Source organism: Flavobacterium chuncheonense (assembly GCF_042686145.1).
Classification (GTDB): domain Bacteria; phylum Bacteroidota; class Bacteroidia; order Flavobacteriales; family Flavobacteriaceae; genus Flavobacterium; species Flavobacterium chuncheonense.
The window spans coordinates 127,942-151,862 of the sequence record NZ_JBHUPC010000012.1; the positions used below are offsets into that span (position 1 = coordinate 127,942).

A 23,921-nucleotide genomic window follows, 5' to 3' on the forward strand; every position below is an offset into this window, starting at 1 on the left:
TCTTTAAATTATTTTGGTTTAAATTGCAAAATCATTATTTTGCAGTACCGAAAATAATAAACCAATGAACGAAATAACACGCTTATTTGACTTTCCCTACTACCAGCTCGAAAAATACAATTTAAAAGATGCTTTAGTAACAAAATATGATGGCCAATGGATTAAAACTTCAACTCAAAAATATGTAGATGAAGCCAATAAATTATCCAGAGCACTACTCCGAATGGGAGTTGAAAAAAATCAAAAAATTGCTATTATCTCTTCCAATAACCGAACAGAATGGCATATTTGTGATACCGGTATTTTACAGACAGGTGCACAAACAGTTCCAATTTATCCAACCATTTCAGCGGAAGATTACGAATATATTTTAAATCATTCCGAATCAACTTACTGCTTTATTTCTGATGAAGAAATTTTTCAAAAATTAAAGGCTATAAAACACAATGTACCTTCCTTAAAAGAAATATATTCTTATGTTGATATTGAAGGGTGTAAAAATTGGAATGAAGTTTTAGCATTAGGAGTAGACACATCCAATCAAGATGATGTTACTGCTAGAAAAGAAACGATAAAATCAGATGATTTAGCCACAATCATTTATACATCAGGAACTACTGGAAGACCTAAAGGTGTAATGCTGACACATGAAAACATAGTTTCAAACGTATTAATGAGTGCTGTAAGAGTTCCTTTTGAACCAGGACAATTTAGAGCCATGAGTTTCTTACCGATTTGCCATATTTTTGAACGAATGCTAACCTATTTGTATCAATATTATGGAGTATCGATTTATTTTGCAGAAAGCATTGAGAAAATTTCCGATAATTTAAAAGAAGTACATCCAAATGTAATGACTGTAGTACCACGTTTATTGGAAAAAGTTTACGACAAAATTTATGCAAAAGGTACAGAATTAACGGGTATTAAAAAGAAACTATTCTTTTGGGCTATCGACTTAGGAATGCAATACAAACCTTATGAAGAAAATGGATGGTGGTATGAAAAACAATTGGGGATTGCACGAAAACTCATTTTTTCAAAATGGCAGGAAGCTTTAGGAGGCGAATTAAAACTTTTAGTTACTGGAAGTGCCGCTTTACAACCACGCCTTACAAAAGTATTTACTGCTGCTGGTATTCCCGTTATGGAAGGCTATGGACTAACAGAAACTTCTCCCGTTATATCAGTAAACGACATGCGCAATAGAGGATTCAAAATCGGAACTGTTGGTAAAGTTTTAGACGGTGTTGAAGTTAAAATTGCAGAAGATGGTGAAATCCTTTGCAAAGGTCCAAATGTTATGATTGGCTACTACAAAGATGAAGAAAAAACTAACGAAGCGCTAAATGGAGGGTATTTCCATACAGGTGATATTGGTGAAATAGACGCAGAAGGCTTTTTAAAAATTACAGACCGAAAAAAAGAAATGTTCAAAACTTCTGGTGGTAAATATATAGCACCTCAACTTTTAGAAAACACCTTTAAACAATCTCGCTTTATAGAGCAAATTATGGTTATTGGCGAAGGGCAAAAAATGCCTGCCGCTTTCATTCAACCTAATTTTGAATTTGTAAAAGAATGGGCGAACCTTAAAAAAATAAACATTGGCTCAACCAATGAAGAAATAGTTGCTAACAAAGATGTAATTGCACGTATACAAGAAGAAATAGACAGTGCAAATGAAAAATTTGGAAATTGGGAAAAGGTAAAACGTTTTGAACTTACTGCAGACGTTTGGTCAATTGATGCCGGACAACTTACCCCAACCTTAAAGCTAAAAAGAAAAGTAATTAAAGAAATGTATAGCGATTTATACGATAAAATTTACAACAACTAAATAACAATAATACAGCTAATAATACGTTTACTATTAAAACATTACCTTTGTATTAACAAAGAATTTTAATTTAAACCCCAATATTATGAAAAAAGCAATTTTATTATTAGCTGTATTATTTTCTTTTTCCATCGCTGTTGTTTCCTGCGACGATAACGATGACACACAAAAAAGCTATCCTTACAGTGTTCGTTTAACAGATGCCCCAGGCCCTTATGATGAAGTTAATATCGATATTCAAGGTGTCGAAATTATAGGTAATGGTGGAAATGTTATGCTTTCTACTACAACAGGAATTTACGATTTACTTGAACTTTCAAGTGGTGTTGAAACAACTATCTCAAATGACACTTTATTTAGTTCAAAAATTAATCAAGTACGTTTAATCTTAGGAACTGAAAACACAGTTGTAATAGACGGAGTAACCTACCCTCTTGAAACACCTAGTGCACAACAATCTGGATTAAAACTATTAGTAAATCAAACTTTAGAACCTGGAGCACAAAACAGCATTCTTATTGACTTTGATGCAAATAAATCAATCGTTGTAAACGGAAATGGCACCTACAGCCTTAAACCAGTTTTACGCACAATCGATTTAAGTACAACTGGAACAATTGAAGGAACTATTTCTCCAGTAGGTACAATGGCAACAGTTGAAGTTACTTCTTCTACAGGTGAAACATATTACACTAACGTAAAAGATGATGGTACTTTTAAAATTTTAGGTTTACCTGCAGATACTTATTCTGTAACAATTACTCCAGAAGAGCCTTTCTTACCTGTTACTGTTACTGACATTGATGTAGTAGTTGGTGAAATTTCTATAGTTGCCGAAATAATTTTAGAATAAGATTTGGATATCTTTTAAAAAAAATATTAAAAAATTTAAAAAATACTATGCGTGCATAGTATTTTTTTTTATATTTGATTTATCAAACAACACAAACCAAACATGAAAGACAAAACAATTGATTATATCCTTCGAGCAACTTGGCAAGCTGTCGCTAGGATGTATAACGAAGAAGCATCTAAATATGGTGCTACTATGGCAACAGGTTTTGCCCTTCTTAGCATCGATAGAGAAAAAGGAACACCTTCCACAGCTCTAGGACCTAAAATGGGAATGGAACCTACTAGTTTGACACGTACATTAAAATCAATGGAAGATAAAGGTTTAATTGTTCGAAAAAAAAACCCAGCAGACGGTAGAGGTGTTTTAATTCATCTAACCGCGGATGGCAAGGAAAAAAGAGAACTATCAAAAAACACGGTTTTAAAGTTTAACGAGACCATACGTGAGCATGTTTCCGATGAAAAATTACTCCACTTTATGGAGGTTGCAGAAGTAATCAACGATTTAATTTCAGATAAAAAAATATTTAACGACAACGCATTAGAAAATAAATAATCAAACAGATGAAACGAAATATTAAAAAAGTTGCTGTTATTGGTTCAGGAATTATGGGAAGTGGAATTGCATGCCACTTTGCCAACATCGGTGTAGAAGTTTTACTTTTAGACATTGTACCGCGAGAATTAACAGAAGCTGAACAAAAAAAAGGGTTAAAATTAGAGAGCAAAGTAGTTAGAAATCGTATTGTAAATGATCATTTAGTCCATGCTTTAAAATCAAAACCTTCTCCTATTTATCATCAAAGTTTTGCCAACAGAATTACAACAGGTAATACAACAGATGATATGGCAAAAATTGCCAATGTCGATTGGATTATTGAAGTTGTAGTAGAACGCTTAGACATAAAAAAACTTGTCTTTGAACAAGTTGAAAAATATAGAAAACCAGGAACTTTAATTACATCAAACACCTCTGGAATTCCTATTCAATTTATGAGTGAAGACAGAAGTGAAGATTTCCAAAAACATTTTTGTGGTACGCACTTCTTCAACCCTGCGCGTTACCTGAAATTATTTGAAATTATTCCTGGTCCACAAACATCACAAGAAGTTTTAAATTTCCTAAACGGTTATGGTGAAAAATTCTTAGGTAAAACTTCAGTTGTTGCCAAAGACACTCCAGCATTCATTGGAAATAGAATCGGAATCTTCGGAATTCAAAGTTTATTCCATCAGGTAAAAGAAATGGGATTAACGGTTGAAGAGGTTGATAAATTAACAGGACCTGTAATTGGACGTCCAAAATCAGCTACTTTCAGGACTGTTGACGTTGTAGGTTTGGATACCTTAGTACACGTTGCAAACGGAATTTTTGAAAATTGCCCAAATGATGAATCGCATGATTTATTCAAATTACCAGATTTCATCAACAAAATGATGGAAAACAACTGGCTAGGTAGTAAAACGGGGCAAGGTTTTTACAAAAAAGAAGGTAAAGACATTCTTGCTTTAGATTTAGACACGTTAGAATACAGACCAAGCAAAAAAGTTTCTTTTGCTACTTTAGAATTAACAAAAACTATCGATAAACCGATTGACCGTTTTAAAGTTCTCGTAAAAGGAAAAGATAAAGCAGGTGACTTTTATAGAAAGAATTTTGCTTCCATGTTCCAATATTGTTCAAACCGTATTCCTGAAATCACAGAAGATTTCTACAAAATTGACGATGCGATGAAAGCGGGGTTTGGCTGGGAAAACGGTCCATTCGAAATTTGGGATGCTATTGGTGTTGAAAAAGGAATCGAATTGATGAAAGCAGAAGGATATACACCAGCTTCTTGGGTTATTGAAATGATTACTTCAGGTAACACTTCTTTTTATAGTGTAAAAGATGGTGCAACTTACTTCTACTCTACTGCTTCTAAAAAAGCTGAAAAAGTTCCAGGTCAGGATGCATTTATTATTTTAAACAATATTCGCGAAAGCAAAAAAATATGGAATAACAGCGATGCTGTAATTACCGATTTAGGAGATGGTATCATCAACTTAGAGTTTACTTCAAAAATGAATTCTATAGGAGCTGGAGTATTGCAAGGAATCAACAAAGCAATTGACATTGCTGAAAAAGAATACAACGGATTGGTTATCGGAAATCAAGGTGCAAATTTCTCAGTAGGAGCAAATTTGGGAATGATTTTCATGATGGCTGTTGAACAAGAGTATGACGAATTAAACATGGCTATCAAAATGTTCCAAGATACCATGATGCGCTGTCGTTATTCAGCAATTCCAGTAATTGCCGCTCCACATGGAATGACATTAGGTGGTGGCTGTGAGTTAACCATGCATGCAGACCGAGCAGTTGCTGCTGCTGAGACGTATATTGGTTTAGTAGAATTTGGAGTTGGTGTTATCCCTGGTGGTGGAGGTTCAAAAGAAATGGCCTTAAGAGCTGCCGATTTATTCCGTAAAAACGATGTAGAATTGAATGTATTACAAGAGTACTTCTTAACAGTAGGTATGGCAAAAGTGGCTACATCTGCTTATGAAGCTTTTGATACGGGTGTATTACAAAAAGGAAGAGATATCGTTGTGGTTAATAAAGACCGTCAAATTGCTACAGCTAAACAAGTGGCATTACAAATGGCAGAGCAAGGCTATACACAAGCACCTAGAAGAAAAGATATTAAAGTATTAGGAAAACAAGCTTTAGGCATGTTCTTGGTAGGAACTGATAGTATGGAAGCTGGAAAATACATTTCAGAGCACGATAAAAAAATTGCCAACAAACTAGCTTATGTAATGGCGGGTGGTGATTTATCAGAACCTACATTAGTAACAGAGCAATATTTATTGGATTTAGAAAGAGAAGCCTTTTTATCCCTTACAGGTGAGCGAAAATCATTGGAAAGAATTCAATATATGTTAACAAAAGGGAAACCATTAAGAAACTAAAAAAATTATGAAAACAGCATATATAGTAAAAGCATACAGAACAGCAGTTGGTAAAGCTCCAAAAGGTGTTTTTCGATTCAAAAGACCCGATGAGTTAGCTGCTGAAACCATTGAGCATATCATGAAGGAAGTTCCAAATCTTGATAAAGCTCGTATTGACGATGTAATGGTAGGTAATGCCATGCCAGAAGCAGAACAAGGATTAAATATGGGACGTTTAATCTCTTTAATGGGATTAAAAGTAACAGATGTTCCAGGTGTAACCGTAAACCGCTATTGCGCATCTGGGATTGAAACTATCGGTATGGCAACAGCAAAAATTCAAGCCGGTATGGCTGATTGTATTATTGCAGGTGGTGCTGAAAGTATGAGTTACATTCCTATGGGAGGTTATAAACCAACACCAGATTATCGTGTAGCCAAAGAAGGACATGAAGATTACTATTGGGGAATGGGACTTACTGCAGAGGCCGTAGCCAACCAATTTAAAGTATCGCGTGAAGATCAAGATGAATTTGCTTATAACTCACACATGAAAGCCTTAAAAGCACAAGCTGAAGGCCGTTTTGATAGCCAAATTGTACCTATTACAGTTGAAGAAACTTTCGTAAACGAAAATGGCAAAAAAGAAACCCGTTCATATGTAGTTAGTAAAGATGAAGGGCCGAGAGCTGGTACATCTGTAGAGGCTCTTGCAAAATTACGTCCTGTATTTGCTGCAGACGGTAGTGTTACGGCAGGTAACTCTTCACAAATGAGTGATGGCGCAGCATTTGTATTGGTAATGAGCGAAGCAATGGTAAAAGAATTAAACCTTGAGCCTATTGCACGTTTGGTAAACTTCGCTTCTGCGGGTGTTGAACCTCGTATCATGGGTATTGGACCAGTAAAAGCAATTCCAAAAGCTTTACAACAAGCGGGTTTAAAACAATCAGACATTGATTTAATTGAGCTTAATGAGGCTTTTGCATCACAATCCTTAGCTGTAATGCGTGAATTAGATTTGAATCCTGAAATCGTTAACGTAAATGGTGGAGCTATTGCATTAGGTCACCCTCTAGGTTGTACAGGAGCAAAACTATCAGTTCAGTTATTTGACGAAATGCGCAAACGTGGAAATGCAAAATATGGTATGGTAACCATGTGTGTTGGTACTGGTCAAGGTACTGCAGGAATTTATGAATTTTTAAAATAACAATATAAAAATACAATCATGGCAGATATTATCAGAGGAGGTCAATTCCTTGTTAAGGAAACAAAATGTGAAGATATCTTCACACCTGAAGATTTTTCAGAAGAGCAAATTATGATGCGTGATTCGGTAATCGAATTCGTAGACAAAGAGTTATGGCCAAACAAAGAACGTTTTGAAAAGAAAGATTACGCACTTACCGAAGAAGTAATGCGTAAAGCTGGTGATTTGGGTTATCTAAGTGTTGCCGTACCTGCTGCTTATGGTGGTATGGAAATGGGCTTTACAAACACTGTTTTAGTGTGTGATTATATTTCTGGTGCAACAGGATCTTTTTCTACTGCATTTGGAGCACATACAGGGATAGGAACTATGCCAATTACCTTATACGGTACAGAAGCACAAAAACAAAAATACGTTCCAAAATTAGCCTCTGGTGAGTGGTTTGGCGCATACTGTTTAACAGAGCCTGGAGCTGGATCTGATGCTAACTCAGGAAAAACAAAAGCCGTTTTATCGGAAGATGGTACGTATTACAGCATTACAGGGGGTAAGATGTGGATTTCAAATGCAGGATTCTGTAAGCTATTCATCGTATTTGCTCGTATTGAGGATGACAAAAATATTACAGGTTTTATTGTAGAAAATGATCCATCAAACGGAATTTCATTAGGTGATGAAGAACACAAATTAGGTATTCGTTCCTCTTCAACACGTCAGGTTTTCTTCAACGAAACGAAAGTACCTGTAGAAAACATGTTGGCAGGTCGTGGCGAAGGTTTTAAAATTGCCATGAACGCCCTAAATGTTGGACGTATCAAATTAGCAGCTGCTTGTTTAGAAGCACAAAGAAGAACAATTTCTGGTGCTGTTAAATATGCCAACGAAAGAGTACAGTTTAAAACTCCAATTTCAAGCTTTGGAGCTATTCAAGCTAAATTAGCTGAAATGGCGGCAAGTGCCTATGCAGGTGAAAGTGCCACTTATAGAGCTGCAAATGATATTGAAACACGCATCAACATCAGAACACAAGAAGGTAATTCACATCAAGAAGCTGAATTAAAAGGGGTTGAAGAATTTGCTATCGAATGTTCAATCTTAAAAGTAGCGGTTTCTGAAGATGTACAAAACTGTACGGATGAAGGTATCCAAATTTTTGGTGGTATGGGATTCTCTGAAGACGCACCAATGGAAAGTGCTTGGAGAGATGCTCGTATTGCTAGAATTTATGAAGGTACTAATGAAATCAACAGAATGTTATCTGTAGGTATGCTTGTTAAGAAAGCAATGAAAGGTCACGTTGACTTATTAGGTCCAGCGATGGCTGTAGCCGAAGAGTTAATGGGTATTCCTTCTTTTGACATTCCTGATTATACAGAGCTTTTTGCTGAAGAAAAAGAAATGATTGGCAAATTGAAAAAAGTATTCTTAATGGTTGCTGGTGCTGCGGTACAAAAATATGGACCAGAATTGGAATCGCACCAACAATTATTAATGGCTGCTGCTGATATTTTAATTGAAATTTACATGGCTGAAAGTACTATTTTGAGAACTGAAAAATTAGCGAAGAAAGAAGGAGCTGATAACGTTCAAGAACAAATTGCTATGGCTCAGTTGTATTTATACCACGCTGTTGATACAATTAATCAAAAAGGAAAAGAAGGAATCGTTTCATTTGCAGAAGGTGATGAACAACGCATGATGTTAATGGGATTAAAACGATTTACGAAATATACTAATATGCCTAATGTAGTAGGCTTAAGAGAAAAAATTGCTGCTAAATTAATTAGCGAGAATAAATATTGTTTCTAATTTACAGCAAGGTTTTGGTTTAGTTTGTTTGAAAAAACCCACTCTTTGAGTGGGTTTTTTGTATTTTTAACTTAAAGTATTTAAACAGGGAAGAAATCGTTATTATTTTCATTTTCTTCCTCAACCTTCTTTGTTTTACGTTCGTTTTTATCTGTTTTATTAAATATAAGTCCTATCATCATAAAAAGTGCAGACAAAGCAATAACTTGAATAATTAAGGCTCTGTTTACAAGTGGAATTTTACTATCTTCAGGTATTCTTAAAAATAATAAAATAGTAATCAAGCCTCTAGGTGCAATGAAAAGTAAAGGCATTAATTTAACCTTAAACACTTTTAATTGAATGGCGCGAACTAAATAGATAACAACCATAATTCCAACCGCTAATTCAAAGGTATGAGGGTTTAAAATATCCTCTGTTTTCATCAAAAAACCAAACAATAAAAAGAACAACGAACGAACCAAAAAGGCTGCTTCTGCAATAAGTTCTTTAAACTTGTGAACTTCTTTTTCCAAAGTAATTGGCTTCAATTGCTTTATCAATTTAAAACGGGATAATTCATCAAAATTCCCCATTAGTAAACCGAAAAGCATAATGAAAATTAATGCTGGTAAATGATAAATTTCAGAAACAGCAAAAATCAATATGATTAAAAGTACTATTGGAGCAAACTTTACGTGGTGGTCAATTCTACCTAATAAAAAAGCTAAAAAAGCTGTCGCTACAAAGGAAATCAACAACATTATCAAAATTTGTAACCCAAAATGTCCAACCGTTTCAAAATTGATAACTGAATTTAAAGCGATGAAATTAAAAAGTAACACCCCCACAATATCAGACAAGCTACTCTCGTAAATGGCAAACTCTTTGTTGAATAAACTAAGGTTTCCAACACTTGAAATTGCAATAGCACTACTAATGATACACAAAGGAATAGCATTAACCAATCCATCTTTATAACTCGCATCTAGAAAATAATAAAAGAAGTGTCCGATTGCAAAAGCAGTAACGATTAACGGTACAATTGCAGTAACTAAAGTTTTGGTAACAAAGGGTAATTTTCGTTTGTTCAATTCTAGTTCTAATGACCCTTCCAATACAATTAATACCAATCCTAGCGTTCCGAAAAAAGGCAATAACGGATTCAAATCAGGGATTTTTATATGAATAATTTCCGTCACTTGTTTTACCACCCAGCCCAATAACAACAGTAAAATTACCGATGGTATTTTGGTTTTAGAAGAAGTGATGGTAAACGCATATGCCAATAAAAGCAATACGCAAATTGTAACAATTATAGCAAAATTCATATAAAAAATATTTTAGGCAAGATAGAAATAGTTTTAGTAATTTAACATTAATGAACTCATATTTTTTTAAATTTGTTCCAACTTTTGAAGCATGATAAACCCTTCTGCAAACGGCTGGATTGATAAGTTTTTTCAAGAAAATAAAACTAATTTTATTGATTATAATCATCAGTACGATTCCTTCTACTTTGACATCAGAAAATCGGGGTTTGTGTATGGCCACACACTTACTTTAAATTTAAAAGAGCCATTTTCGTTAGAAGGTTTGTCTAATGATGAAGTTACCAAATTGGCATTACTTAACGCTTTATATTCTATTTACAGAATTGCTAAAAAAGAGCCTACAAAAGAGGCTTTTTTGAAAACAGTGGAGCAATTTTATAATACCATTTTACTGGACAATTATGCTTTTTTGAAAGCTTTTTTACCTAGTGGTAGTACTACAAGTAAGTTAGAGTCTATTTTTGCCAATCGTATCCAAACGAATGATAATTTTTTCAGCAAAAGTTTTTCACATATCCTTACCAATGCGTTACTTTTTATTGATGTTTTGGCTTTTAATTCTTTTTTGGAAAACAATACTTTATCGCCAAAATACTTAAAAGATTTAGAACTTACGTGCATCAAAATAATTACGCTTGCTTTTCACATAAAGACCAACAAAAGCAAATATGATGTTCATTTGGTAAAGTTATTTGAAAATTCAATTCGTTACACCAAGTTTGCTACCATTGAACATCCAACATTAAACAATATCAATTTTGATCATTTTAAATACGATATTGAAAAACTCTATTTGTTAGATGTTACAGAAATGGCAATATGGAGTGATGCAACTCTGGAATATACCGAGTTAGAATTTTTAAATGATATCATTCGAAAAACAAAATTATCAGACGATAAACTACACGAGAGTTTAAGTACCATTAATTGGTTTATTTCAAATTATAAAAATGAAATACCTTATTTCAACTACTCGCATCCTGTAAAGCATTTTTACGATCAAACCAATCGTACGGTAACCAAATTAATTACCCGAAATAAAAAAAGGCTAACAAAAGAAATTAAAGAAAGTAAAGAATTGATGTATTTGTTAGCCAAATCAACAAATAAAGAGTTGAGTGCAGAGGAAAAAAAGAAAGTAAAAAAACAGCTACTTGATATCTGTAAAACCATACCATCGTTAACTATTTTTTTACTTCCAGGAGGTGGAATTTTATTACCAATTTTGATAAAATACATTCCACAATTATTACCTTCAGCTTTTAATGAAAATCTAGACGATTAGAATTTCAACTGGTAAACGTTATCTAAATCTTTATCCGAACTAAAGTTTAAGCCTAAATCTGTTACATACCCAGAGTTCAATCCGTAAACCCACCCGTGAATTGTTAAATCTTGCTTTTTGTTCCAAGCAGCTTGAACAATTGATGTTTTCGCTAAATCATAAACCTGTTCTTTAACGTTTAGTTCTACAAATCGGTTAAATCGAGCATTCTCATCCGCAATACCATCCAATTCTGCTTGATTTAAACGGTAAACATCTTTTATATGACGAATCCAGTTGTCAATAATACCTATTGAACTATTCCCCATAGCAGCTTTAACTCCTCCACAACCATAGTGACCACAAACTATTACGTGTTTCACTTTTAATGCATTAACCGCATAATCCAATACGCTTAACATGTTCATATCAGAATGAATAACCATATTAGCAATATTACGATGTACAAAAACTTCACCTGGCTCTGCTCCTATAATTTCATTTGCCGGTACACGGCTATCAGAACATCCTATCCACAACAAAGGTGGCTGTTGTCCTTCTGCTAAGTTGTTAAAATAATCAGGGCTGATTTTCAACTTATCCTCAACCCATTTTTTATTATTGTCTAAAATTTTCTCGTAAAAATTACTCATTTATTTCATTAATTATGTTTTTGTCTTCATTTTTAGCCTCACTTATGTATTCAATTCTATCATCCTGTGAGTTTTCTATGTTGTACTTGTCTTTGAAACCTATCAACGTTAAATCAATATCTTTAGTATCTACCGTAACATCTCTAAAATCTTTAATTACTTCTAAAACATCATAATCAATATAATTGGTCAAAGAAGCGTCGATTATTACTTTTGATTTTCTAGGAATTTCACTTAAAGTTTTCTTTATTGCAGCTTTATTCAAAAATGATACTTCTTGTGCTAAGTGAATTTCAATAAGATCTCCTTTATGATACTTTTCTTTATTAAAATGGTACGCTATTTTAAGATTTTCGTACAATAAAAATAAGATACTTACGACAAATCCAATTGCTACTCCTTTTAACAAATCAATAAAAACTACAGCTAATACTGTTACGATAAAAGGAACAAATCGAGCCATACCATTATTAAATAAGTGAATAAAACTAGCTGGTTTAGCCAATTTATAACCAATCATTAAAAGTACTGCCGCTAATGCAGATAATGGAATCTTATTTAAAAGAAAAGGTAACGCTAATACACATAATAAAAGTAAAATACCATGAAAAATTGTTGCCAACTTGGTTTTTCCACCAGAATTTATATTTGCAGAAGAACGTACCACAACTGAAGTCATCGGTAATCCTCCAAGTAATCCGCTGATAATATTTCCAATTCCTTGAGCTTTCAATTCTCTATTCGTATTCGTAAAGCGTTTCCAAGGATCTAATTTATCAGTAGCCTCTATACACAATAAGGTTTCAATTGAAGCTACAATTGCCAAAGTAACAGCTACTGTCCATACTTTTACATTAGTAAAGGCACTTACTGCTGGCAAAGAAAAACCACTTTGAATCTCATCAAAACTAGGTAAGTTTACCAAATGTGATTTTGAAATTATGGCCAAATTAGAACCGGTTTGAATAAACAATTCATTTGCAAGGATACTCACTATAACAACAACAAGTGCACCTGGAAGTAATTTTAAGCGTTTCAAAACAGGTACCTTTTCCCATACAATTAAAATTCCCAACGATAACAATGCAATTAATAAAGCTCCTAAATGAATATAGTTTATTGATTCTATTAATGTGTCAAAAGTGTTATGCCCTGATTTTTCAATGAAAAAGAAATCTCCTTCATTGTCAACATCGTGACCAAAAGCGTGAGGAATTTGCTTCAAAATAATAATGATTCCAATTGCTGCTAACATCCCTTCGATAACAGAAGTTGGAATATAATTTGACAAAGCTCCGGCTTGTAAAAACCCCAAAACTACTTGTATAACACCAGCAAGTATTACAGCAACCAAGAAAATTTCGAATGACCCTAAATCTGTAATAGCTGTTAAAATAATAGCTGTTAAACCAGCTGCTGGTCCTGAAACACTTAAATTAGAATTACTAAAAAAACCAACAACTATTCCTCCAATAATTCCAGCTATAATCCCCGAAAACAGGGGAGCCCCAGATGCCAATGCAATACCCAAACACAATGGTAATGCTACTAAAAAAACTACTAAACCAGAAGCTAAATCACCTCTTACGTTAGAAAAAAGATTATTCATAAAACGATATATAATATTAATACTTTATGGGGACACCCCCATACTAAATGGAAAATATTATACACGTTCAGGAGGAGGTAAGAAAATATTATTTGTCCAATTGGTAAACTTCAAAACATTACATATACTAAAGTTGTCTTTTTTAAGAAAAGTAAATTTTAAAGCCTCTGGTATAGAGAAAAGTATGGGAAGCATTTTTATTTCATTAAATGAAACATGATTTTCTTCCTCTTCTGCTAAATTGTAAAAATAAGACGTGTCAATATCGCTATCAATACTACTCAATAAGGTAGGGGTAGCCAAAAAAGATAGAAATAAAATTAATACTATTTTTACTCGCAATTGCATAGATCAAATGTACCAATTTTAAAATTTACTTTCCTTAATTTTTATAAATAAATCAGGCAGCAACTTATATTTCGTCTTCCATCCAAGCTTTAAGCATCCAAATGGTTTTTTCTTGCTCTGCAATAAAATCACTCATCATAGAATTAGTTCCTTCATCATTAATATTACCAGAAGCTTCCAAAATTTTACGCTCAATACCCAATAAATCACTCAATGAATCTATTATAAGTTGAATAGCTTCTTCGTCTCTGGAAATATTCTTTCCAATTGTTAATCTATTATGTTCAATATAATCTGCAAATGTGTGCAAAGGAGAACCGCCAAGTGTTAAAACACGCTCTGCAATCAAATCAATTTTCAATTGGGAATCATTGTAAAATTCTTCAAATTTAACATGAAGATCAAAAAAACGTTTTCCTCTAATATTCCAATGTAAACCTCTCAAATTCTGGTAATAAATTTGAAAATTAGCCAGTAAAATATTCAAATCGTTTACCAATTCTTTTGTCTCTACAACAGGTAATCCTAATGTGTTCATTTTCATAATTATAGTAGTTTTTTAAATTTCTTAAACAAATTTAAGGAAAAATTAACCGCTCTATTTATAAATCAAATTGATAGTTTTTATATTTTTATCAAAAAAATTGATACAATGACCATAACGCAACTACACTATGTTTTAGCTGTTGCAGAACATAAAAACTTTACTCTTGCTGCTGAAAAATGCTTTGTTACCCAACCAACCTTAAGCATGCAGATTCAAAAACTTGAAGAAGAATTAGGTGTTTTAATATTCGACAGAAGTAAAAAGCCTATTTTTCTAACAGAAATTGGAGAAAAAATAGTAACACAAGCTAAAAATATTGTTAATGAAGCTGGGCGTATTAAAGATATTGTAGACCAGCAAAAAGGATACATAGGAGGAGAATTTAAAGTAGGTATTATTCCTACTATTACTCCTACCCTTTTGCCAATGTTTTTAAATAATTTCATCAATAAATACCCAAAAGTAAATTTGATTATTGAAGAATTTACTACTGAAGAAATTATTACCAAATTAAAAAATGGACATCTTGATTGCGCAATTGCTGCAACTCCACTCGAAATTGACAACCTAAAAGAAGTGGTTCTATATTACGAACCATTTGTTGCTTACATCCCAGAAAATCATAAAGGTGCCGATAAAACTGAAATTACTATAGATGATCTGGAGCTTGATCATATTCTTTTGTTACAAGATGGACATTGTTTTCGAAATGGAATTCTGAATCTTTGCAAAAACAACAAATTTATAGCAGAAAGCCACTTCCAAATTGAAAGCGGAAGTTTCGAAACCCTTATAAAACTGGCTGATGAAGGATTAGGCACTACCCTTTTACCTTACTTACACACTTTGGATTTAAATGAAAGCAACAAACACAAACTTCGTCCATTTGCAAATCCTAAACCAGCTCGAGAAGTAAGCCTTATATACCCTAAAAATGAATTAAAAATTCAAATCATCAATGCTTTACGTGACACCATATCGGGGGTTGTAAGAGGAGCAATTGCTTTTAGTGATGTTGAAATTATAAGCCCTAAATTACAAAAATAAAAAAGGTATGCTTTCGCATACCTTTTATTAATTAATATAAATTAAGCACTGCCTTAATTCTGGTTTCTCTTCAGTGAATTGTAATAGCCAATTTCTTAATTGGTCAATTTCATAAGGCAATAACACTTTAATTGCTTTTTCAAGTTCTTTACAAAATAATTTAGGGTCAAAACTTACTCTTTCAAGTATAGCTTTTGTATAGGAAAACATTGTTCTAGACATGCTCATACAAAAATTGGTTAGACATTGGGATAAGAACGTGATGTAAATATACAATTTTTTTTAATCGCTAAAATTTTATTTATGTTAAAGAAATTGCTAAAAATTTATTAAAATTTTAAAAATAAAACACTTAATCATTTTATTTATAATTAAAAAAGACTCTCGATTACATTTTTACCGCCCTCAACATTTCACGTTTTCCTGGTGCACCAGGCAATTTTTCGGTCGTAAAACCTACTGCTTCCATAGCTTTTTTAATTACAGTACGACAAGCGTAAGTAACCAAAACACCATTAGGCTTAAGTGCTGTATGCATCTTTCTAAAAATTGCTTCTTCCCATAACTCAGGCTGAACTGTAAATCCGAAAGCATCAAAATAAATAAAATCAAACTGTTCTCTATCATCAATTTCATTGAAAAACTGCTTTCGTTTAGTAAGTTCAAAAGTAGGCGTTAACTTTGATTGTATATCCCAATCTAAAGTATGCATTACATCAAAAACTGAACTGAATTCAACCGCTTCTAATTCATTTACATAATTCAATAATTGCACTTCCTCTTTTGCAATTGGATATGCCTCTACTCCAACATAATGCACAGATTGATTCTTTTTTTGTGCTTCTAAAAAAGTAATAAAGCAATTTAAACCTGTTCCAAATCCAATTTCTAAAATAGAAACTTGCTTCCCATTAAATAACGAAAGACCATTTTTTATAAATACATGTTTTGCCTCTTGAATAGCACCGTGTTTAGAATGATAACTTTCATTCCATTCCGGTAAATGAATGGTTGTAGAACCATCTTGAGTAATAATAATTTCTCTTTTCAAAAGAGTTGATTTAATTATTGATTGATATATAATTTTTTAATCTTAGGAATAGGACCACCGCACTTCACCTCATGACAAGCAATACAAGCTTTAATTCCATTATTAAAATGCTCCTTTGCATTTTCTGGGTCATTATAAATCATCTCTTGTGATTTAATAAAGACAGCCGCTTGTGTCTTAAAGAAATCATCTTTATCCGTCTCATCGGTTAGCACAGCACTGTGAATACGCATGAAATGTTGCGGAAACTGTCCAATAGTATCTCCTTTAATAATACGCTCTTTTAAACGCTGATTATCGACATACATTTGCTCCATTAAAGCGGCCATTTCTGACATTTCGTACATCTCAAACCCTTCCTCATTTTTTGCAGCTGTTTCAGTATTGCAATCTGCTTCAGACTGATTTTTACAACTAAACAACCCTAAAACCGTTATAAACAATAATGCTTTTTTCATTATTTTGAAATTAAAACACCATCAGCCATGAATGCATAAGTTACTTTTGGAGCTGTAATGCTATCGATTGCTTCTTGTGATTTCCCTTCGTCTTTCGCATAATGCTTTAGCTCATCAACACTTACAACACTCACGTAAGCTTTACCATTTACAATAGCTTCTTTTTCTTGAGCATTTTTAGGAACAAAAAAAGCGTAATCTTTAAATTTCACAAATGATTGCTGCTCTTCTCCAAGACTCAATGTCATCCAACATCCTTTTTTCTGACAAACATCATTTATCGAAGATTTAAATTTTACTGCAATAGTATCACCTTCTTTTAAAGTTGAAAATTTATCCATCATTTCTGCACTTGACAATGCTCCTTCAGAAGAAATAGAATCTCCAAACACAACATACTCCTTAACATTTTGAATATCTGACACTTCTGTATTGTTTTCAACTTTTTTATCACCGCAACTAAATAAAATCATAGATAATGCAGCAAAACCTACTATTTTTTTCATATTTTAAATTTATTTGTTTGATTTGATACAAAAATAATTTTTTTATCCAATTAACACCTTTTTATTTTGTTAATAATCCATTTAATATTTTTAAAAGTTTACTAAAAATCAAGTGTAAAATTTGCTAATTTTGCACCGTAAATTAAAAGGGGTACAATTTACAGTAAAAATTACCCTACCAACCTTTTAAAAACCAAGCAATGGAACTAAAAACAATTGAAAATATTGATATTGTAAAATCAAGTACAACAAAAATAAATGAAGTGGATTTTGACAACATTTCGTTTGGCAATACGTTCACTGATCATATGTTAATTTGTGATTATGCAAATGGCGAATGGCAAAAACCAATCATCCAACCATATGCACCATTCACAATTGATCCATCTGCAAAAGTATTTCACTATGGACAAGCAATTTTTGAAGGTATGAAAGCCTACAAGGATGAGCAAGACGATGTATGGTTGTTTCGTCCGGAAGAAAACTTCATGCGTTTTAATAAAAGTGCTGTACGTATGGCAATGCCTGAAGTACCAGAAGAAGTTTTTTTAGGAGGACTTAAAAAATTATTAGAATTAGAGAAAGATTGGGTAAAAAAAGGAAATGGTAGTTCATTATACATCCGTCCTTTTATGATTGCTACTGGCCCAGGAGTTGTAGCAGCACCTGCAATGTTTTACCGTTTTATGATCATACTTTCTCCTGCAAAATCCTACTATTCTGGAGCGGTTAAAGTTGTGGTTGCTGAACATTTCAGCCGAGCGGCAAATGGTGGTATTGGAGCTGCTAAAGCTGCAGGTAATTATTCTGGACAATTTTATCCTACTAAATTAGCCAATGAAAAAGGATACCAACAAATTATTTGGACAGATGATGCAACTCATACAAAACTAGAAGAAGCTGGAACTATGAACGTTTTCTTCAGAATTAATGATACCTTATATACAGCACCTACTAGTGAGCGAATTTTGGATGGTATTACGCGTAAAAGCCTTATCGATTTAGCGAAAAGAGAAAACATCAAAGTAGAAGTGCGTTCAGTATTAGTAGATGAACTGGTAAATGCTGCAAAAGACGGAAGCTTGAAAGAAATTTTTGGAGCAGGCACCGCAGCTGTAATAAGTCCAATTTCAGGTTTTGCCTATAAAGAGGAATACTTTGAATTACCAAACGTTGAAGATTCAATTGCAATGGACTTGAAAGATAAATTGACAAAAATTCAAACCAAACTAGCTGACGATACTTTTGGCTGGACCGTTAAAATATAATTCAACACAACAAAAAAGAGATTTCCATAGGAAATCTCTTTTTTTATACTTCTTCTTTTAAAATTGCTTCAAAATTGGGCTTAAAATAATTTGGTCCTTTCATAACTTTTCCATCTTCACGATAAATCGGCTTTCCATCTTCCCCAAGTTTACTCATATTACTGCGCTGAATTTCATCAAATACCGCTTCTATTTTATCTTGTAAACCATGCTCAATAATAGTCCCACACAAAATATACAGCATATCACCTAAAGCGTCAGCAATTTCTACCATATCATCATTCTGCACTGCAGTTAAGTACTCTTCATTTTCCTCTTTCATCAATTCAAAACGCAAATTGTTTTTTGAGACACCTAAATCTCCTTTCATCTCTTCACTTACACCCAACCCATATGTCTTATGAAATAAAGTTACTGCTTCTATTTGTTTTTTCATATTTACTATTTTAAGGTTATAAAAATATCCATTTGCTAAATTCATTTGCTATTTTTGTAAAAAAAATATCATGATGTTTTCAACAGGTCAATTATATTTTGCATTATTTTTTGTTATTGCTTTCATAATTACTTTGGTAATTGTATATCGAAAAGATTTGAAACAGTTAAAAAAACACTACAAAGGAACGTATTGGATTTTATTTAGTTTTCTACTTTTCATCTGTATATTGTTCATAATTAAACAATACATGAAAGAATAATTCCCAACATTTTGTTAAAAAAAATATTACACCTATATTTGATGAGCCTCAAACTCTTTTATTGATGAAAATTGCAAAATACATTCTTTTACTTATTCTTTTATTCGGTGTTGCTCTAACAGTATTCATAGCAACGCAACCCAGTTATTTTCAAATAAGTAAAGAGAGAAAAGTAGCAGCAACTCCACAAAATGCTTATCAATATATTTCAAATTATGAAAATTGGAAAGAATGGTTTTTATATTTGAACGAAGATTCGTTAAACATTACGATTAAAGATAATGCCAATTTAGGCATACAATGGCAAACGAAAACAGATTCTTTTTCCTTAAAAAACATACATCTTGTGCTTAATGATAGTATCAATCAAGAGTTTAAATTAAATGATACTAAAAACCAATTGTCTTGGAAATTTAAATCCGAAAAAGACAGTACTTTAATCACTTGGAAAGTAGCTGGAAATCTTTCTTTAAAGGAAAAATTCAGTTCTTTTTTCTTTGGTGGTCTTGAAGCCTTATTTGGTTCTCAAATGAATAAAAATTTGGATAAAATAGCACAAAATTTATCCAATGATTATTCAAAACACCAAATCGTAATAAACGGATTTGTCACCAAACACGGCACCAACTATATCCATATTACTGATTCTTGTTCAATAAAGGATTTTGACAAAGTGCGTCAGAAGGATTTATTGAGTTTATTATCATTTGCAAAGGAAAACCAAATCAAACCATCGGGTTCGAGTTTTACCATTTTTAAAAAATGGAATGAAAAAGATAATTTTACAGTTTTCTCAGTTTGTGTTCCTATCAACTTTGAAATTGTAACCTCATCAAACAATGAAATAAAAGGAGGAACACTTGAATCGTTCCTAGCTTTAAAAACAACACTTAATGGAAGCTTAGAGTTCAGAAAAAATGCTTGGGATAAAGCATTTGACCACATACTAAAAGAACAATATACCCAAAACGAAGAAGGAGCCTATATAGAAGTTTACAAGGCTATAAATGTTGCAAAGCCTTCCGATATTCAAACCGAAATTTATATCCCAGTTCGAAAACTGGTAGCTGAAGAAAATAGTACTGAAGAAGTTACTACAGAAGCCTCACCTGATACTTTACAATAAAAAAATCCGAAGTTAAAACTTCGGATTTTTTTATTCTTATTTCTATCAATTTATTTCTTCTTATTTCTTCAATAAATGTTTTACAACAGTCTCAGCCGCATGCAACCCGAATAAAGCTGGCATCCAACTATTGGTACCATAAAACGATTTTTTAAAATTCGTTCCATCTGTTAATTTGATACTTGTAGTATCCGGTTGTTCAACTGAATAAACCGCTTTTACTCCTTTATTGATTCCTTCTGCCTTCAAACGTTTTCTCATATTCTTAGCAAGAGGACAAACTTCTGTTTTACTGATATCACGCACACGTACTTTTCCTGCATCATACTTTCCCCCTGCTCCCATATTACTAATTACTCTTACCTTTTTGCGTTTTGCTGCAAGAATTAAGTTTAATTTTGGCGTAAGACTATCAATACAATCCAACACATAATCAAACTCAGGAGAAACCAACTCAAAAGCGCGTTCTGGTGATAAAAACTCCTCAACACGTGTCAACTTCAACTCAGGATTAATATCCATTAAACGATCACCTACAACTTTAACTTTAGGCTGTCCAACCGTAGAATGTAATGCCGGCAACTGTCTGTTGATGTTCGTAATATCCACTGTATCACCATCTACAATAGTCATACTTCCCACACCTGCTCTAGCTAAAAATTCGGCAGCAAAACTACCAACACCACCTAAACCAACTACCAAAACATTAGCATTGGTCAATCTATCCATTCCTTCTTCTTTAAATAATAGAACTGCTCGTTCTTGCCACTGTGCCATATCTAAAACGCTTTATTCTTTAAAATTCTTTTTAAAATTAATCCCTATTTGCTGTTTTAATTCCTCAACAGATAGTCCCTTTACCTGTGATGCTTTTTGATACACCTCTACAATTGTTTCGTCAATAGTATCGGTTTCTAAAAACAATAAATCATTGGGTACAAAGTTAAAAACCTTTTCTAAATCTTCGTTTCGTAAAAGATATTTTCCAAAAGATAACATAAACCCATTATCCAATAACGACTTGGCTACTTGTGTATTTTTGGAAAAACCATGAATGATCATCGGATTTTTAATATTCATCTCCTTTTTTATACCTATCACTTGTTGATAAGCCGAAACACAATGCAGAATAATTGGTTTCTGACATTGCTGTACCAACTCTAATTGTTGCTGAAAAACTTCTACTTGACTGGCTAATGGAGTTGCAATTCGTTTATCCAAACCACATTCACCTAGCGCTAAACATTCCTCTAATTTCAGTTTTTCTTGAATTGTATTTAAATCATCTTGCAGTCGTTTTTGTTCAATATACCACGGATGTATTCCCATGGAATAATTGGGTATCGAAGCATCAAACTCCCAAGGATATTGATTGACTACTTCTAAAACTGATGCATCATTTGAAAAAGAGTGTGTATGTAAATTGATAAATTGCATTAATCGTGAAATTTTTTAACTCCTGACTTAATTGCTACATCCAAATCATTTTCCAGAGGAACTATCGGACACGAATATTTGTAATTGTAAGCACAATACGGATTGTAGGCTAAATTGAAATTCAATATAACGGTATCACTTTTTGGGATACGAAAATCAATATATCGACCGCCAATGTAACTCTCTTTACCATTAGTTAAATCAGAAAAAGGTAAAAACAGATAATCTTTAAAACCTGGCTTTTTTGATAATTCGATATTTTGGTAAACATTTAATTGCAATTGCTTCCCTTCTAATTCAAAATAAAGCGTCCCGTACTTCTTATACATAGGAGTTCTAGCCGTGGAGGTTTTCATTTTAAAAGGCTTTTCTTTCTTAGTGATTACAAATTTGGCTGAAACCACATAATCTGATGTTATAGGATAAAAATCCAAACCTTTAAAATGTACCAAATCTTCAGCCATTAAAGGACTAGTAAGTGAGTCAGCATATTCTTTATTTAAATGATTTTGAAATGTTTCTGCTATTTTAATTTCCGATTCTTGACCAAAAAATGAAAGTGTAAAAAACAACACAAATAATAGTTTGTACATAACTGAAATTTTAGCAAAAATATATAATTTGATTTACATTATTTTCCTACAGTGTTTCTTAACTTTGTTTTTCAACCTATTCTAATGTTAAAAACCGCTTTTTTCAAATATATCAACAACTTCAAAGGTTTTTCTAGAGAAATTTGGATACTTACCTTAGTGACCTTTATAAACCGGGCAGGAACAATGGTTTTACCGTTTCTTTCAAAATACTTGAAGGAAGATTTAGGCTTTTCCTATAGTCAAGTTGGTTGGATTATGGTAAGTTTTGGTTGTGGTTCCATGTTAGGATCATGGCTAGGAGGAAAACTTTCGGACAAAATAGGTTTTTACAAAGTCATGATATTTAGTTTACTGACTAGTGGACTGATGTTTTTTGGCTTACAACACATAACCTCTTATATCGGATTATTGGTAGCCATCTTTTTAATTATGGTTATTGCTGACATGTTTCGACCGGCAATGTTTGTATCCTTAGCCGCTTATGCAAAACCCGAAAACAGAACAAGAGCTTTAACTTTAGTTCGTTTGGCAATTAACTTGGGCTTTGCTGCTGGTCCAGCTTTAGGCGGTTTAATTATTATGAATATTGGCTACAAAGGTTTATTCTGGATTGATGGTGCCACTTGTGTATTGGCAATTTTAATTTTCTGGTGGAAAGTAAAAGAAAAAGAAAAATCAAAATACCTCAACAAAGAAAACCCTGGTGATATTTTAACCGCTTCTGTATTTAAAGACATTCCTTTTTGGATTTTTTTAATTACATGCTTAATTACCGGCATCATTTTCTTTCAATTGTTTACTACACTTCCACTATATCATAAAGAACAATTTAATTTAACCGAATTTAGAACAGGACTTCTACTTACCTTCAATGGTTTACTTATTTTTTTCATGGAAATGCCATTAGTAACCTACATTGAAAAGCGTAAAATCAACCATGTAAAGCTTGTGACTTTGGGATGTTTTATAATGGCAATTTGCATGTATATGCTACTATTTAACCAATGGGAATTTGTTTTATGGATTATGATGTTTTGCATGACTTTCGGAGAAATGCTTGCGTTCCCTTTTGCAAACTCATTTGCTATGAGTCGCGCTCCAAAAGGACATGAAGGAAGATACATGGCCATATTTACCATGAGTTATAGTTTGGCTCATATTTTATCGGCTAAAACTGGTATGGAAAACATTGAACTGTACGGTTATCAATTCAACTGGCTTTTTATGGGGACGCTTGGTCTAATGGGAGCAGGATTTGGGTATTTGGTATATTATTTACTGCAAAAGGAAACCCGTACTATAAAAAACTAACAGCTTTCCGAAAACAGATATTTCAAAACTTTTAA

The 23,921-nt window shown here is 32.9% G+C and carries 24 protein-coding genes; 11 read left to right on the forward strand and 13 right to left on the reverse strand.

The genetic code is table 11. From position 1 onward, the window contains the following. The first annotated feature begins 64 nt into the window (after window positions 1-64). From ACFS5J_RS04565 to ACFS5J_RS04590, 6 genes are all read left to right on the forward strand, one after another. A complete protein-coding gene (locus tag ACFS5J_RS04565; RefSeq protein ID WP_379810851.1) occupies window positions 65-1,840 on the forward strand; it encodes an AMP-dependent synthetase/ligase in 1,776 nt (591 codons plus the stop codon). 85 nt (window positions 1,841-1,925) lie between these two features. Next, window positions 1,926-2,693: a DUF4382 domain-containing protein gene (locus tag ACFS5J_RS04570; RefSeq protein WP_379810852.1), complete on the forward strand. Its 768-nt coding sequence runs from the start codon at window positions 1,926-1,928 to the stop codon at window positions 2,691-2,693. A gap of 102 nt (window positions 2,694-2,795) precedes the next feature. Further along, the gene (locus ACFS5J_RS04575; protein WP_379810853.1) at window positions 2,796-3,251 is read left to right on the forward strand and encodes a MarR family winged helix-turn-helix transcriptional regulator; all 456 of its coding nucleotides are present in this window, start codon (window positions 2,796-2,798) and stop codon (window positions 3,249-3,251) included. A gap of 8 nt (window positions 3,252-3,259) precedes the next feature. Continuing rightward, window positions 3,260-5,650 carry a 3-hydroxyacyl-CoA dehydrogenase/enoyl-CoA hydratase family protein gene (locus tag ACFS5J_RS04580; RefSeq protein ID WP_379810854.1) on the forward strand — a complete coding sequence of 797 codons (2,391 nt, stop codon included), beginning with the start codon at window positions 3,260-3,262 and terminating at the stop codon, window positions 5,648-5,650. A gap of 7 nt (window positions 5,651-5,657) precedes the next feature. Beyond that, window positions 5,658-6,845 (forward strand): acetyl-CoA C-acyltransferase, encoded by a 1,188-nt coding sequence (locus tag ACFS5J_RS04585; RefSeq protein ID WP_379810855.1) that lies wholly within the window; start codon window positions 5,658-5,660, stop codon window positions 6,843-6,845. 18 nt (window positions 6,846-6,863) lie between these two features. Further along, on the forward strand, window positions 6,864-8,654 hold the full coding sequence (locus tag ACFS5J_RS04590) for an acyl-CoA dehydrogenase family protein (protein WP_379810856.1): 1,791 nt from the start codon (window positions 6,864-6,866) through the stop codon (window positions 8,652-8,654). Window positions 8,655-8,734: 80 nt separating this feature from the next. Here the strand turns inward: ACFS5J_RS04590 and ACFS5J_RS04595 are convergent, their stop codons facing one another. Next, window positions 8,735-9,964 carry a sodium:proton antiporter gene (locus ACFS5J_RS04595; RefSeq protein WP_379810857.1) on the reverse strand — a complete coding sequence of 410 codons (1,230 nt, stop codon included), beginning with the start codon at window positions 9,962-9,964 and terminating at the stop codon, window positions 8,735-8,737. Window positions 9,965-10,055: 91 nt separating this feature from the next. Here ACFS5J_RS04595 and ACFS5J_RS04600 point away from each other — a divergent pair, with 91 nt between their 5' ends. Next, a complete protein-coding gene (locus tag ACFS5J_RS04600; RefSeq protein WP_379810858.1) occupies window positions 10,056-11,252 on the forward strand; it encodes an LETM1-related biofilm-associated protein in 1,197 nt (398 codons plus the stop codon). On the opposite strand, the gene can is transcribed toward ACFS5J_RS04600, so the two are convergent. The 4 genes from can to ACFS5J_RS04620 all read right to left on the reverse strand — a co-directional run bounded on the left by can (window position 11,249) and on the right by ACFS5J_RS04620 (window position 14,385). Then, window positions 11,249-11,884 carry a carbonate dehydratase gene (can, locus tag ACFS5J_RS04605; RefSeq protein ID WP_379810859.1) on the reverse strand — a complete coding sequence of 212 codons (636 nt, stop codon included), beginning with the start codon at window positions 11,882-11,884 and terminating at the stop codon, window positions 11,249-11,251. The two genes, ACFS5J_RS04600 and can, sit on opposite strands and share 4 nt — an antisense overlap. Next, a complete protein-coding gene (locus ACFS5J_RS04610) occupies window positions 11,877-13,493 on the reverse strand; it encodes a SulP family inorganic anion transporter (RefSeq protein ID WP_379810860.1) in 1,617 nt (538 codons plus the stop codon). Before ACFS5J_RS04610 ends, can begins: the two co-directional genes overlap by 8 nt. A 57-nt stretch (window positions 13,494-13,550) precedes the next feature. Beyond that, window positions 13,551-13,796 carry a hypothetical protein gene (locus ACFS5J_RS04615; RefSeq protein WP_379810861.1) on the reverse strand — a complete coding sequence of 82 codons (246 nt, stop codon included), beginning with the start codon at window positions 13,794-13,796 and terminating at the stop codon, window positions 13,551-13,553. 109 nt (window positions 13,797-13,905) lie between these two features. Then, on the reverse strand, window positions 13,906-14,385 hold the full coding sequence (locus ACFS5J_RS04620) for a Dps family protein (protein WP_379810862.1): 480 nt from the start codon (window positions 14,383-14,385) through the stop codon (window positions 13,906-13,908). Window positions 14,386-14,493: 108 nt separating this feature from the next. On the opposite strand from ACFS5J_RS04620, the gene ACFS5J_RS04625 reads away from it, so the two are divergent. Then, window positions 14,494-15,435 carry a LysR substrate-binding domain-containing protein gene (locus ACFS5J_RS04625; RefSeq protein ID WP_379810864.1) on the forward strand — a complete coding sequence of 314 codons (942 nt, stop codon included), beginning with the start codon at window positions 14,494-14,496 and terminating at the stop codon, window positions 15,433-15,435. 27 nt (window positions 15,436-15,462) lie between these two features. On the opposite strand, the gene ACFS5J_RS04630 is transcribed toward ACFS5J_RS04625, so the two are convergent. From ACFS5J_RS04630 to ACFS5J_RS04645, 4 genes are all read right to left on the reverse strand, one after another. Further along, entirely contained in the window at window positions 15,463-15,657 is a 195-nt protein-coding gene (locus ACFS5J_RS04630) for a hypothetical protein (RefSeq protein ID WP_379811474.1), read from the reverse strand. A gap of 166 nt (window positions 15,658-15,823) precedes the next feature. Then, on the reverse strand, window positions 15,824-16,486 hold the full coding sequence (gene mnmD / locus ACFS5J_RS04635) for a tRNA (5-methylaminomethyl-2-thiouridine)(34)-methyltransferase MnmD (protein ID WP_379810865.1): 663 nt from the start codon (window positions 16,484-16,486) through the stop codon (window positions 15,824-15,826). A gap of 14 nt (window positions 16,487-16,500) precedes the next feature. Continuing rightward, entirely contained in the window at window positions 16,501-16,944 is a 444-nt protein-coding gene (locus ACFS5J_RS04640) for a hypothetical protein (RefSeq protein WP_379810866.1), read from the reverse strand. Beyond that, window positions 16,944-17,450, reverse strand: coding sequence for a DUF4920 domain-containing protein (locus ACFS5J_RS04645; protein ID WP_379810867.1), 507 nt, complete (start codon window positions 17,448-17,450; stop codon window positions 16,944-16,946). The genes ACFS5J_RS04640 and ACFS5J_RS04645 overlap by 1 nt, the downstream gene beginning before the upstream one ends. A gap of 200 nt (window positions 17,451-17,650) precedes the next feature. Here ACFS5J_RS04645 and ACFS5J_RS04650 point away from each other — a divergent pair, with 200 nt between their 5' ends. Further along, a complete protein-coding gene (locus tag ACFS5J_RS04650; RefSeq protein WP_379810868.1) occupies window positions 17,651-18,718 on the forward strand; it encodes a branched-chain amino acid aminotransferase in 1,068 nt (355 codons plus the stop codon). 43 nt (window positions 18,719-18,761) lie between these two features. On the opposite strand, the gene ACFS5J_RS04655 is transcribed toward ACFS5J_RS04650, so the two are convergent. Further along, window positions 18,762-19,154 (reverse strand): pyrophosphohydrolase domain-containing protein, encoded by a 393-nt coding sequence (locus ACFS5J_RS04655; protein WP_379810869.1) that lies wholly within the window; start codon window positions 19,152-19,154, stop codon window positions 18,762-18,764. Between the two features lie 326 nt (window positions 19,155-19,480). Here ACFS5J_RS04655 and ACFS5J_RS04660 point away from each other — a divergent pair, with 326 nt between their 5' ends. Further along, window positions 19,481-20,542, forward strand: coding sequence for a hypothetical protein (locus ACFS5J_RS04660; protein WP_379810870.1), 1,062 nt, complete (start codon window positions 19,481-19,483; stop codon window positions 20,540-20,542). A gap of 60 nt (window positions 20,543-20,602) precedes the next feature. Here ACFS5J_RS04660 and ACFS5J_RS04665 read toward each other — a convergent pair whose 3' ends face one another. Genes ACFS5J_RS04665 through ACFS5J_RS04675 form a run of 3 tightly spaced genes read right to left on the reverse strand, consistent with a single transcriptional unit; the run spans window position 20,603 to window position 22,572 of the window. Next, the gene (locus ACFS5J_RS04665; protein ID WP_379810871.1) at window positions 20,603-21,319 is read right to left on the reverse strand and encodes a tRNA threonylcarbamoyladenosine dehydratase; all 717 of its coding nucleotides are present in this window, start codon (window positions 21,317-21,319) and stop codon (window positions 20,603-20,605) included. 12 nt (window positions 21,320-21,331) lie between these two features. Further along, window positions 21,332-21,979, reverse strand: a complete 648-nt coding sequence (locus ACFS5J_RS04670; protein WP_379810872.1) for a TatD family hydrolase — start codon at window positions 21,977-21,979, stop codon at window positions 21,332-21,334. After that, window positions 21,979-22,572 (reverse strand): DUF1684 domain-containing protein, encoded by a 594-nt coding sequence (locus ACFS5J_RS04675; RefSeq protein ID WP_379810874.1) that lies wholly within the window; start codon window positions 22,570-22,572, stop codon window positions 21,979-21,981. Before ACFS5J_RS04675 ends, ACFS5J_RS04670 begins: the two co-directional genes overlap by 1 nt. An 84-nt stretch (window positions 22,573-22,656) precedes the next feature. On the opposite strand from ACFS5J_RS04675, the gene ACFS5J_RS04680 reads away from it, so the two are divergent. Then, window positions 22,657-23,886 (forward strand): MDR family MFS transporter, encoded by a 1,230-nt coding sequence (locus ACFS5J_RS04680; protein ID WP_379810875.1) that lies wholly within the window; start codon window positions 22,657-22,659, stop codon window positions 23,884-23,886. Window positions 23,887-23,921 lie beyond the last annotated feature (35 nt).